A 13,012-nucleotide genomic window follows, 5' to 3' on the forward strand; every position below is an offset into this window, starting at 1 on the left:
TGATTTTTTATCCGGCTGCCTGCCTTTGGTTAATTAAAAAAATTAACCAAACGTGAACGGATAAAAATCAGAAAAAAAGAGAAAGGATTGTGTGACTGCCGGGGGATCAGAGTGACTTTCTGCTGAGCATCCGGCAAGGGATATAAGTCCGCCCTGACGAAACCCGTACTTCAATAAGATGCAGTGCCGCTGTTTCACCCAGCAGGCGATACGGAGAGCGGATAGTGGTCAGCGGGGGATAAAAAAGTTCTCCGGTACCGGTCATATTTTCACAGCCGAGAATACCGGCCTGCTCCGGAACAGAAATACCGCGGGTTAATAAAACCTGATACACAACAAAGGCTATCTGATCATTACCGCAGATAATACAGTCAAATAACGGTGAATTACCGTCAATGTATTGATCTATCAGTGTCACAACGTCCCGGTAATAAATATCAGATAATGTGATGTTGTGCTGATTCAGCTGACCGGCTGACAATCCCGCATTCAGCCACGCATTCTGAACCGCATCACGGCGCAGACCGGATGAAAGGCACTCCGCCGGCGGCCAGATACAAAGCGGACGACGATACCCCCGCTGAATAAGATATTCTGTTGCATCATACTGAGCGTGGTAATCATCCGGAATATAAGACGGTAACGCTGTATTTCCGGGATCATAGCAGTTTGTTAATACCAGGTTTCTGTCGCGGAGTAACTCAGGAATGTTTATCTCACGCAATTCTGCACTGGTAATAATAATACCGTCAGGACGGCGGGATAAAATCTGGCGGACAGCCGGAACCGGGTCATCTCCGGATGAAATATTAACAACAAAGTGGTCCCAGCCATATTTTCCTGCACACTGCTCAATAGCCAGCAGTATTTCAACAGAAAACGGGGCTGAGGCGGTATCAATTGCTAATACCCCCATGCACGACAGATTTGTATTTTTACCTCTGATTTTCCGGGCTGATAAATCCGGTACATAATTCAGAACATCAATAGCATGCTGAACCTGTCTCAACGTCTCAGGCTTCAGCAATTCCGGATTATTTATTGCCCTTGACACAGTCATCAGTGAGACTGATGCCAGCCGGGCAACATCTTTCAGTGATGCCATATTATTATCAGTAGAAAATAAGTGTTGGTTCTGTCGCGTGAAAAAGAAAAAATGTGAGCTGACATTTATAACATACTGTGTCTGTAACCCCAAGAGCAAATGTAAATGTTTATTTCATAAAAAACCCCTTACTCCATAAATTAAACAAACTTTAAACAATAGCAACATATTGTTTTATAAAAATAAAAATAAAAAACATCCACATTATTTTGCTTTTATTAAAAAACACACACCGATTCCGAAATGAAATTTACTTATCCATTTAAACATTTCCTCGACGTTATCTTATCTACAATACATAAAATTTGCGTAGATAAACCTAAGTAATTATGCCCTTATTTTTATCCGTTAATATCGGTTTGTTTTGTGTCCTATTTTAATTGAGGAGTAACTTATGGATGCCGTTATTCATTTAATTAACTGTGCTGATTTACCAGGCAACAATATCAATTTCATGCTTGATAATATGAATTGTGAAGTAAAATCTTATTCATCTGAGCAGGATTTTCTGAAATATTATGTTAATACGCCAAAAGAGCATGCCCGTGAATGTATTATTCTGGAAGTGGGAGAATCATCTGCTGAGGCATTCTATCTTATCGATGAACTCAAACGCCTGAAAAGCATTATTCCTGTGATTGTTATCACCGCTTATCCGTCTTTTGAGACCTGCCGTCGTGCATTTAAAGCGGGTATTCTGGAATTCTTCAAGAAACCGATTAATTCAGAGCTGTTAGTTAATGCGATTCATGACGCATTTAATCAATATGAAAATAGCCTCACTAAGTACCATAGATATCAACGCTTTAAAGATAAATTCAGCAAGTTATCTGCCCGTGAGAAAGAGGTCATGGATATGATTCTGGAAGGAAATAGCAGTAAAGAAGCTGCACAAAAATTATCATTGTCGCCGCGCACTGTTGAAGTACACCGTTCTAATATGTATACCAAGCTGCGTATTAAATCATTACCACAGCTGGTGCAGGAATATGATTTTTATAAAAACTATTCAGATTCAATCTGAGTATTTCCGGCTTTATAATACACTTTATATTCCTGTCTTGTAGTTAATAAATATACCGATGATTTTACCTGCTTTTACTTTCTTATTTAACTACTTCTGATGCTTCACTGTTAATACAGATTGTCTTTCTTATCATATTCCGGATTGCGCCAGTGTTACTGCTGGTGACAAATTGTAATACAATGATAATACACCAGAGTCTTACTCAGATATTAACGATACATACCGGCAGTCATATGTTCCGGAAAATCTGACATAATGAGACCTGACACTCCGCAATACAGATATAAAACTTCATTAATAGTATTTGATACCTATTACTCATTTTAATATCTTGTTACGAATGAGAAAATACACTTTACTCCTTTGTCGGGTGAGCCGGAGTTGTTTGCGCCCTGAAAATCCCCCTCTCTTTATACCACTCTTTCCCTGCGTGTTTTCATGCTGATACTGACAATCAGCAATAATGACATGCCCCGCTGTTATCCCCTGAAGTTCGCTGTATTCCTGTAATAATACGCCATAAAAAAGCATCCGTTACAGGATGCTTTCAGTATCAACATAATCACCGGATTATTCTATTTTCAGCACGTTCAGTTTGATCATAGACATTGAGTTCGGTGGTATCTGCCCTTCGATACCGGCAACACCATAACCGCCTTCCGGTTTGATATACACATCAACCGCACCGCCTGCGCCGGCAAGTGAAACGAATTTAGCCAGGTCACCCGGTAATTCATTGAACGGAATAACCGCCGGTGCATTTACCGGATATGACACGGTTACTTTACCGTCAGTTAGTTTCTCATGCATCGCAAATGTGACTGTTTTTCCTTTCAGCGCTTTATATTTCTGTCCCTGTTTGGTGATACGGTAATAAACGTCCGGCGTCATTTTGGAATAATTCTGGCGCTCCAGGCGGGCGATCAGCTCCTGGTTTTTCCGTTTATTCAGCTCACCAACCTGCTGGAAAGTATAAGCCGTCACGGCTTTATTTTTTTCTTCTGCTTTCGCAATTTGCGTATTCAGCGTGGTATTTTCAGTCCGCTGTGCACTGACAACCGCCTTTTGCTTATCCATTTCTTTCTGCAATGCGGTATATTTTGCCGTGAGATCAGCATTTTCTTTCAGCTTAGCCGCCGCTTTGGCAAGTTCTGCATCTTTATCTGCCAGCTGCTTTTTCTGGTTATCAAGCTGAGTATTCAGCTTAATTAATTCCGCATCAGATTTTGCCAGTGCTTCAATCTGCTGTGTTTTCTCTTTTAAGGCTTTATCCAGCTGATCAGCCCGCTGCTGTTCTGCGGCTAATTTTTTATTCAGCTCAGCATTATCCGCCTGAACAGTTCTGCTCTCTTTATCTGCACCGGATACTTTTGCCGACAGCAATTGCTTATCCGCCGTCAGCTGCGCAATTTTTTGTTCCAGTGTGGCTTTATCCACGGTCAGCGCAGCCACCTCTTTTTTCAGATTATCGCTCTGGCGGGTATTATCCGCCTCACGGCTCTGTAACTGAGCAGTCAGCTTAAGTTTATCAGCCTCACGCTGCTGTAATTCTTTTTCCAGTGTCTGCAACTGAGCCGCCATTTTTGCGTTATCGCTATTTTGGGCGTTCAGCTCTGTAATCTGTTTTTCCAGCGCGGTTTTATCGGCGGCCAGAGTGCTGAGTTCTTTTTTCAGCTTGTCACTCTGTGCTGCCGCGTCTTTATTCTGACCGGCCAGCTGTTCGGCAAGCTTCTGTTTTTCTGTTTCGGCGTTTTTCAGCTTCTGCTCAGTATCGCTCAGGTCGCGGGTGACTTTCGCCAGATCGGCGTTTTTGTCATTCAGCAGCGCCGCATTTTTCTCTGACTGTGCTTTATCTGCCGTCAGCTGTGTAATCTGTTTTTCCAGCGCAGTTTTATCCGCAGCCAGAGTGCTGAGTTCTTTTTTCAGCTTGTCACTCTGTGCTGCCGCGTCTTTATTCTGACCGGCCAGCTGTTCGGCAAGCTTCTGTTTTTCTGTTTCGGCGTTTTTCAGCTTCTGCTCAGTATCGCTCAGGTCGCGGGTGACTTTCGCCAGATCGGCGTTTTTGTCATTCAGCAGCGCCGCATTTTTCTCTGACTGCGCTTTCTCTGCCGTCAGCTGTGTAATCTGTTTTTCCAGCGCGGTTTTATCCGCTGCCAGGGCGGCGAGCTCTTTTTTCAGCTGTGCACTCTGTTTGTCACTGTCAGCATTACCGGCCGCAATCTGTGCCGCCAGTGCCTGTTTTTCTGTATCACTCTGTTTCAGTTGCTGTTCCAGCGTATTCAGTTGCTGAACCATTTTTGTCATATCTGCATTTTTACTGTTCAGTTGTGCGATACTTTTTTCAGCCTGTGCCTGCTCTTCGGTCAGCCGGGTGATTTGCCCGGTCAGCGCCGCTTTATCAGCGGCCAGTGCGGTCAGTTCTTTTTGCAGCTGCACATTCTGCTGCTGGTTATCGGTGGTTTTCTGCAGTAATTCAAGCGCGATACGCTGTTTTTCCGCTGTGCTTGCTTTCAGCTGTTTTTCCAGCTCTGCAACCTGCGCGGTGGTTTTCTGCATTTCTGCTGTTTTCGCATTCAGCAGTTCGGTATTTTTGGCTGAGGCGCTGCTTTTGTCTGCGGTCAGTGCAGTGATCTGTTTTTCCAGTGCTGCTTTTTCTGCCGTCAGTCCGTCGAGAGATTTTTTCAGCTCTGCGCTCTGTTTCGCACTTTTACTGCCCTGCTCCGCCAGTTGTGCGGTCAGTGCCAGTTTTTCGGTATCACTTTGTTTCAGCTTACTTTCTGTTGCCGTCAGCTGTTGCGTAAGTTTTGCGAGGTCGGCATTTTTACTGCCGAGCAGCGCGAGGTTCTCGTCAGCCCGGCTCTTCTCTGAATTCAGCTGTGCAACCTGTTTTTCAAGCGCCGATTTATCCGCTGTCAGCGCGGTGATCCTTTTTTCCAGATCGGCTGTCTGTTTACCGTTTTCGGTTTCCTGAGATTGCAATTTTGCTGTCAGGCGCTGTTTTTCCGCATCCTGAGCCTGCAATTGCTTTTCCAGCTCCGTCAGCTTCTGCGTGACTTTTGCCATATCGGCATTTTTATCCTGCAACAGCGCGAGATTTTTCTCTGCCTGAGCATTATCGGATTTCAGCCCGGCTACCTGTTTTTCCAGTGCCGCTTTTTCTGCCGCCAGCGCTGTCAGATCTTTTTTCAGCGCGTCACTCTGTTTGCTGTATTCACCGGTCAGTGCGAGGATTTTGTCATTCAGCTGCTGTTTTTCCGCATCCCGCTGAGCCAGCTGTTTTTCCAGCTCCGTCAGCTTCTGCGTGACTTTTGCCATACCGGCATTTTTATCCTGCAACAGGGCGAGATTTTTTTTCCGCCTGAGCATTATCGGATTTCAGCCCGGTAATCTGTTTTTCCAGTGCCGCTTTTTCTGCCGCCAGTGCTGTCAGGTCTTTTTTCAGCGCATCACTCTGTTTACTGTTTTCACCGGTCAGTGCGAGGATTTTGTCACTCAGTTGCTGTTTTTCCGCATCCCGCTGAGCCAGCTGTTTTTCCAGCTCCGTCAGCTTCTGCGTGACTTTTGCCATATCGGCATTTTTGCTTTCCAGCAGCGCGAGATTTTTATCTGCCAGCGCTTTTTCTTTATTCAGCGCCGCAATCTGTTTTTCCAGGGAGGCTTTTTCGGCTGTCAGGGCCGTGACCTGACCTTCCGCCTGACCAAAACGGGCCAGGTTTTCGCTTATCTGCTGATTGAGTGAATCAATCGTTTTGCGGTTCTGTTCCAGCTCGGCGGACAGTTTGGCGCTGTCGCCTTTTGCCGCAGCCTGTAACTCATTATTTGCCAGAGTCAGATTGCTGAGTTCTGTCTCTTTTTTCGCAATATCTGCGAGCGCCTGTTCATAATTATGCTGAACATTCCGGTACTTTTCGTTCAGTGACGCGAGTTCACGCTTCACGTCCTGTAATTTCAGGCGGGTGAGGCGCAGTTGTTTCTGCGGATCAGACGGCGTAAACCAGGTTTCCGGTTTCAGCACACGGGCAACCGTCAGCGGCAGATCAGAGAAATACGTCATTGAACGGAAAGGTTCACCCAAAATGGCAAACAAGGCTTCCGGTGTGAGAGTCAGTGAGGAGGTCATACGGGAAGGAACCGGCGAAAACACAAATCCCCGGTGATTTCCGCCCCATTTCTGGCTGTCACGGACCAGATAAGCCGGAGACCACTGCGGGTATCCGACCGGAACAGGATTGGTCACAACAACCGGTTCCCTGACCACAATATTTTCGCATTGTGCCGGTACGGAGATCCCCGGGGTTGTTGTGTCAGTTTTCTGTGCGGCAGCTGTTTGTGTCCGGCTTTCCTGTGCGGACGAAACAGTGCGTTTTCCTGTGCGGGCAGCTTTACGTGTGCCCTGACGCTGTGACTGAGTGGCCTTACCCGCCGTATTTACCGGCGGTGTAACCCGGGTTTCGGGAGACCTGCCAGGTTGCTGCACTGATACCGGAAAATTGCCTGATGCTTTTTCAGCCTGAATATAACGGTCAAAATCTTCAATAACCTGATTAAATTCAGATGCAGTTGCCGGTTGCACTGCCGCAAACAATGCGACAGTAATACACAACCTGATGTTCAGTCTCATAACCCGTTAACCTTCTCCAGGGTATTCTCAATAGACAGAACAGAATAATAACGAACCTGGGCACACATCACTTTGGTTTTCGCTTCAATCGACATCTTCAGTAATTTAAGCGTATCCGGGCTGGCGGTTCTTTCGAGCTGACGATACAGTCTGTTGATCTGGCTGATTTCGCTGAAACCGGCGACCATCTGACTGTAATCTTTCGGAGAAATAGTTTTGAGCGAGTCGAGTTCTTTAACACACATACTCAGCTCAGGCGAAATCTGTCCGGAGGGTTGCTGTAATTCAGGTCTTGGCAAAGGTGCAGTCGTTCTCACCGGCTCCTGCTCCGCCGGCTGAACCGGTTGTGCCGCAGGCTTCGGCGCAGAGGGTGTCGTTAATGAACAGCCGGACAGGGTTACAACGCCTCCCAACAGGAGTATCCCCGCCATTTTGTTCAGTGCTGTCTTGGATAACATAGTTTCACCTTAGAGAAATAATTTGGCCACTGCTGCGTTGTGCAAAAATAGGCACCAATTGTATAGCCAGAGCCGTGGAAAATAAACTCTGACGTGTCACAACTCAGGCTTATGTAACATACACTACGTCGCGGGCGAGTCTGAACTATTCGTTTTTTGTTATCCGAACACCTTACTGCAGCCGCACAATCTGAATTCTCACGCTTGTCATCGTCAACGATTTGGCTTCGTTATTATTCTGCTCTGCCGGTCTGTTTCTTACAGGCCGAGAACATAAATTAGTCAGTTTACCTTACAAAACGGTACCGGAATATTTGCCGGACAGTTTGTAACAAGTCTTAAAAATAAGTATCACCCGGTATCTGTCCATCATAAAAAGAATATAAGCACAGTTGTACCTGAGGCGGCATTATATCTTATTCACGAATAAAATCGATTAACCGCCGCAGACAACCATTCTGTAAATATGAAAATAAAACGACAGACACAGAACAAATACATAACCCGCTGTTATCCCGGATGATTCACGGCAGTATAAATGAATAATTCCGTTATGGATTCTCTTTTTTTCAATTATGCGACCGGGATTCCGTTCCTTTTTCCGGGTTGATTATTATCATTATTTTCTTAGTAATCTATTATCTTCTTATAATTTAAAAGCGACAGAATTTATCAGGCTTATTACGCATTATATGATTAGTAACGCTATCAAACTATAAATTATCATTCTGCTTCTGCGGTACTCCGGGATTATCAATACAGACACATTTTTCTCTCAATATGAGAGAAAGCGGGACAGGAAAATCCGCCGTTTCCTGCCGGACACCCTTATTTTTTTTACCTCAGTCACAAATCCCCCGATAAATTGCTGTTTTTCTCCCTGCTGGCGTATTTATTGCTTGTTTTTATGCATGCTTACTTTTTCCTGAAGCCGGAGAAATAATAATGTCTGAAGCAGTCGGAAAACGCGCGCTGGGTACGCCTTACCTGCGCGTTGATGCCCTGAGCAAAACATCAGGGCGGGCGCGCTACACGGATGATCTGCCGATGCCGGGTATGCACTACGCCAAATATGTCCGCAGTACCATTGCCCACGGGATGGTAACATCCGTTGATGCGTCACAGGCGCTCGCCATGCCGGGTGTGGTCGCGGTATTCACCTGTAACGATGTGCCGCAGATCCCGTTCGCCACCGCCGGTCACGCCTGGTCTCTGGAACCGGCCAAACGTGATGTGGCAGACCGCCTGCTGCTGAACCGCCATGTGCGCCACCACGGCGACGGTGTGGCGATTGTGGTTGCCCGTGACGAACTGACTGCCGAAAAAGCGGCGGCACTCGTCAGCGTCACTTATGACGAGCTGCCGGTTATCACCTCACCGGAGGCGGCACTGGCCGCAGATGCCCCGCAAATCCACAGCTGCGGTAACCTGCTGAAACGTACCGCTATCAATGCGGAAAGCGCCAGAGCGACGGTCAGTCAGTCGCCGTTCCGGTTCCGCGGCCATTTTGATACCCCGGTGGTTCAGCATTGCCATATGGAAGGCGTCACCTGCTACGCCTGGCAGGAGGCGGATAATAAGATTTCCGTGGTATCGAGTACCCAGATCCCGCACATTGTGCGCCGTGTGATAGGCCAGGCGCTGGATATGCCGTGGTCGCATATCCGGGTGATTAAGCCGTATATCGGCGGCGGTTTCGGTAATAAACAGGACGTGCTGGAAGAGCCGATGGCCGCCTGGCTGACCCTGAAACTCGGCGGTATTCCGGTGAAAGTGGAGCTGAGCCGCGAAGAGTGTTTCTTTGCCTCGCGCACCCGTCACGCCTTCCATATTGATGCGGAGATGGGACTGACCGCCGACGGCACACTGAACGGTTATCATCTTGATGTTCTGTCCAATACCGGCGGCTATGCCTCTCACGGACACTCCATTGCGGCTGCGGGCGGGAACAAAATCCCGTACCTGTATCCGCGCTGCGATTACGGCTATTCCGCCGCCACCGTCTATACCAACTACCCGTCAGCGGGCGCAATGCGCGGCTACGGAGCACCACAGGTCACGTTCGCCCTCGAATGCCTGATGGATGATGCCGCCGCACAGCTGAATATCGACCCGGTGGATATCCGTCTGCGTAATGCGGCGCGGTCCGGTGACTGTAACCCGGTCAATAAGAAAACGATTTACAGTGCGGGGCTGATTGAGTGCCTGAAACGCGGTAAAGAGCTGTTCGGCTGGGATGAACGCAAAGCAGAGGCGCTGGCAACACGCGGAGACATCCGCCGGGGCGTCGGTGTAGCCTGTTTCAGTTATTCATCCAATACCTATCCGGTCGGCGTGGAAATCGCCAGTGCCCGTCTGCTGATGAACCAGGACGGTAATATCAATGTGCAGGTCGGTGCGACGGAAATCGGCCAGGGCTCGGATACCGTGTTCTCGCAAATGGTGGCGGAAACCCTCGGCGTGCCGGTCAGTACCATTCAGATGATCTCCACCCAGGATACGGATATCACGCCGTTTGACCCGGGCGCATTCGCGTCACGGCAGAGTTATGTCACCGCACCGGCACTGAAAGAAGCGGCGTTGTCACTGCGGCAGAAAATCCTCGAACACGCCTCGCTGATGACACACCAGGCCGCGTTTAATATGACCATTCTCGACGGCAATGTGGTGCTTGAGGCGCAGCCGGACGTGGTTGTCACCACCGTCGCGGAAGTGGCAATGCACAGTTTTTATCATCAGGAGATCGGTGGTCAGCTTTCTGCTGAATCCTCTCATAAAACACAGACCAACCCGCCGGCCTTCGGCTGTACTTTTGTCGATGTCACCGTGGATATTCCGATGTGTCAGGTGACCATTAACCGGATCATCAATATGCACGATTCCGGCCGGATCCTGAACCCGCAGCTGGCGGAAGGCCAGGTCCACGGCGGAATGGGAATGGGGATCGGCTGGGCGCTGTTTGAAGAGATGCTGATCAACGAGAAATCCGGGGTTGTTCATAACCCGAACCTGCTCGACTACAAAATGCCGACCATGGTTGACCTGCCGGATCTGGAGTGCGGGTTTGTCGAAACCTACGAGCCGCAGTCCGCATACGGCCATAAGTCCCTGGGTGAGCCGCCGATTATTGCGCCGGCTGCCGCTATCCGTAACGCCGTGCGTATGGCGACGGGTATTTCTGTCAATACTATCCCGCTGACACCAAAACGGCTGTACCGGGAATTTGTTAATGCCGGGCTTATCAGGGGGTAACTGCCATGTATGATTTTGAAACTTATCACCGTGCAGAGAGTGTCGCACATGCCGTCTCACTGCTGACGACGGATCCGCAGGCCAGATTGCTGGCGGGCGGAACGGATGTGCTGATCCAGCTTCATCACCTCAATGAACGCTTCCGCCGTATTGTGGATATCCATGATTTGCCGGAACTGCGCGGGATCAGCTGTGATGATGCGGGACATATCCGTATCGGCTCCGCGACCACCTTCTCCGAACTGATTGACAGCCCGGTGATCAACAAGTGTCTGCCCGCGCTGAGCGAAGCGGCTGCCACCATTGCCGGACCGCAGATCCGCAACGTTGCCACTTACGGCGGCAATATCTGTAACGGCGCCACCAGCGGCGACTCTGCCTGTCCGTCCCTGGTTTATCAGGCAGAGCTGGAGATAGCCACCCCGGACGGCATCCGCCGCAGACCACTGCGCGGCTTCCATACCGGTCCGGGTAAAGTGGCCTTTGAACCGGGTGAACTGCTGATCGCGTTCCATTTCTCACCGGAGAATTACCGTGGTAAAGGCTCCGCCGCTTATAAATACGCCATGCGCGGCGCGATGGATATCGCCACCATTAACTGCGCGGCTCTGTGTGATATCAGAGAAGGACGTTTTGAGGAACTGCGCCTCGCCTTCGGGGTTGCCGCACCGACACCGGTCCGCTGTGAACACGCGGAAGCGGCTGCGATCGGAAAACCGGTCACCGCAGACACTCTGAAAGCTGTCAGTCAGGCGATTGAACAGGATGTGGCACCGCGCACGTCATGGCGGGCAGAGAAAGAGTTCCGTTTACACCTGATCCGCGTCCTGAGCGAGCGGGTGATCCGCGCGGCGGCTGAACGTCTGGGAGAAAAAATCGCATGAATATCAAAGAATGGAAAACCATCAGCTGCACACTCAACGGACAGGTACGGGAACTGACGGTGTCACCGGCGGCACGGCTGTCCGATGTCCTGCGTGAGCAGGGGCTTATCAGTGTCAAACACGGCTGCTCTGTCGGTGAGTGCGGTGCCTGCACAGTGCTTATCGACGGTATCGCGGTGGATACCTGCCTCTATCTGGCAGTCTGGGCGGACGGTAAGCAGATCCGCACCGCCGAAGGTGAGATGAAACACGGTAAGCCGTCCGCGGTACAACAGGCTTATGCGGACAGCGGCGCGGTACAGTGCGGGTTCTGCACCCCGGGCCTGATTATGATGACCACCGCCCTGCTGGAAAAACACAAAGGGCAGACCCTGACCATCCGTCAGATCCGCCACGGCCTGGCCGGTAACCTGTGCCGCTGCACCGGTTATCAGATGGTTGCCAATGCAGCGGATAAACTCCAGCGTAATCAGTAAACCGCAAAAAACAGACACCGTCTTCAGGACGGCGGTGTCTGTTGCTGCAAAAGTACCGGCAGGGCGTGTTCTTCGCCCCAGCTTTTCAGCATCAGTAAGATCGGTACCAGCGACTGCCCGGCGTCCGTCAGGCTGTATTCCACTTTCGGCGGCACCTCCGCATAGACCTTGCGGTGGACAAGTCCCGCCATCTCAAGCTCCCGTAACTGTTTTGTCAGCATACGCGGAGTAATAAATATCAGCAGCCGTTTCAGCTCGTTAAAGCGTTTGATGCCGCTTATCAGATGGTAAAGGATCATTCCCTTGCCCTTTCCGCCCATCATTTCCAGTGTTGCCTCAACCGGACAGGCTTCATAGGCATACGATTCATAACGCGTCTTTCTGACAGTATCCATTTTGTACCTATATACCAAAAATGTACGTACTTGTTAAAAACATATCATAGTTTATCATTGCGCCGGTTAATGTAAATTACCTTATAAGGACGTCATCATGACCATCACTCAGGCTGTAATGCAGCGTTATTCCACCAAATCCTTTGATCCGGCGAAAAAAATCAGTGATGAGGTGATGAACAGTATCAAAACATTGCTGCGCTACAGCCCGTCCAGCGTCAATATCCAGCCGTGGCATTTTATTATTGCGGCCAGTGAGGAAGGGAAAAACCGGATCGCCAAGTCCACCCGCCCGGGCTTTGAATTTAATACCGCAAAAATCACCGACGCCTCTCATGTTGTGCTGCTGTGCGCAAAAACAGATGTGGATGAAGCCTACATGAACAGCGTGCTGGAACAGGAAGACAAAGACGGCCGTTACGCCACACCGGAACACAAAGCGATGAATAACGGCGGCCGGACTTTCTTTGTTAATCTCCATAAAGAAACACTCGCTGATCTGCCGCACTGGGCGGCAAAACAGGTTTTCCTGAACATGGGGACATTACTGCTGGGTGCTTCCGCGCTGGGTGTGGATGCTGTTCCGATGGAAGGAATGGATTTTAATACCCTGGATACCGAATTTGGTTTATCCGCCAAAGGGCTGGCACCGGTAGCCGTTGTGTCGCTCGGTTACCGCAAAGAGGATGACTTTAACGCCGCGCTGCCGAAATCCCGCCTGCCGGAAGAGCAGATCATGACCGTTATCTGATACGAAAAAGCCGCGCGGACCGGTAACATCCGTGCGGCTTCGG

Annotated in this window: 10 protein-coding genes; 5 read left to right on the forward strand and 5 right to left on the reverse strand. The window is 49.4% G+C overall.

The window, feature by feature from the left end; all coding sequences use genetic code 11:
- Positions 1-106 precede the first annotated feature (106 nt).
- Positions 107-1,105, reverse strand: a complete 999-nt coding sequence (locus tag JL661_RS14525) for a LacI family DNA-binding transcriptional regulator (protein ID WP_062773036.1) — start codon at positions 1,103-1,105, stop codon at positions 107-109.
- Between the two features lie 394 nt (positions 1,106-1,499).
- Here JL661_RS14525 and JL661_RS14530 point away from each other — a divergent pair, with 394 nt between their 5' ends.
- On the forward strand, positions 1,500-2,129 hold the full coding sequence (locus JL661_RS14530; RefSeq protein WP_062773033.1) for a response regulator transcription factor: 630 nt from the start codon (positions 1,500-1,502) through the stop codon (positions 2,127-2,129).
- Between the two features lie 573 nt (positions 2,130-2,702).
- Here JL661_RS14530 and JL661_RS14535 read toward each other — a convergent pair.
- The 3 genes from JL661_RS14535 to JL661_RS14545 are packed head-to-tail and all read right to left on the reverse strand — an operon-like array spanning position 2,703 to position 7,211.
- Entirely contained in the window at positions 2,703-5,498 is a 2,796-nt protein-coding gene (locus JL661_RS14535) for a hypothetical protein (RefSeq protein ID WP_218480982.1), read from the reverse strand.
- Positions 5,458-6,753: a coiled-coil domain-containing protein gene (locus JL661_RS14540; RefSeq protein ID WP_218480984.1), complete on the reverse strand. Its 1,296-nt coding sequence runs from the start codon at positions 6,751-6,753 to the stop codon at positions 5,458-5,460. The genes JL661_RS14535 and JL661_RS14540 overlap by 41 nt, the downstream gene beginning before the upstream one ends.
- Entirely contained in the window at positions 6,750-7,211 is a 462-nt protein-coding gene (locus JL661_RS14545; RefSeq protein WP_004236040.1) for a hypothetical protein, read from the reverse strand. The genes JL661_RS14540 and JL661_RS14545 overlap by 4 nt, the downstream gene beginning before the upstream one ends.
- Positions 7,212-8,156: 945 nt before the next feature.
- Here JL661_RS14545 and xdhA point away from each other — a divergent pair.
- The 3 genes from xdhA to xdhC are packed head-to-tail and all read left to right on the forward strand — an operon-like array spanning position 8,157 to position 11,823.
- Positions 8,157-10,463, forward strand: a complete 2,307-nt coding sequence (xdhA, locus tag JL661_RS14550) for a xanthine dehydrogenase molybdenum-binding subunit XdhA (RefSeq protein ID WP_062773448.1) — start codon at positions 8,157-8,159, stop codon at positions 10,461-10,463.
- Between the two features lie 5 nt (positions 10,464-10,468).
- Positions 10,469-11,347, forward strand: coding sequence for a xanthine dehydrogenase FAD-binding subunit XdhB (xdhB, locus tag JL661_RS14555; RefSeq protein WP_062773445.1), 879 nt, complete (start codon positions 10,469-10,471; stop codon positions 11,345-11,347).
- Positions 11,344-11,823 (forward strand): xanthine dehydrogenase iron sulfur-binding subunit XdhC, encoded by a 480-nt coding sequence (gene xdhC, locus JL661_RS14560; RefSeq protein ID WP_004236043.1) that lies wholly within the window; start codon positions 11,344-11,346, stop codon positions 11,821-11,823. The genes xdhB and xdhC overlap by 4 nt, the downstream gene beginning before the upstream one ends.
- Before the next feature lie 23 nt (positions 11,824-11,846).
- Here the strand turns inward: xdhC and JL661_RS14565 are convergent, their stop codons facing one another.
- Positions 11,847-12,218: a winged helix-turn-helix transcriptional regulator gene (locus tag JL661_RS14565; protein WP_004238962.1), complete on the reverse strand. Its 372-nt coding sequence runs from the start codon at positions 12,216-12,218 to the stop codon at positions 11,847-11,849.
- A gap of 97 nt (positions 12,219-12,315) precedes the next feature.
- Here JL661_RS14565 and nfsB point away from each other — a divergent pair, with 97 nt between their 5' ends.
- Complete coding sequence (nfsB, locus tag JL661_RS14570; RefSeq protein ID WP_062773442.1) at positions 12,316-12,969, forward strand: oxygen-insensitive NAD(P)H nitroreductase; 654 nt, start codon at positions 12,316-12,318, stop codon at positions 12,967-12,969.
- Positions 12,970-13,012 lie beyond the last annotated feature (43 nt).

Source organism: Morganella morganii, assembly GCF_019243775.1.
Classification (GTDB): domain Bacteria; phylum Pseudomonadota; class Gammaproteobacteria; order Enterobacterales; family Enterobacteriaceae; genus Morganella; species Morganella morganii.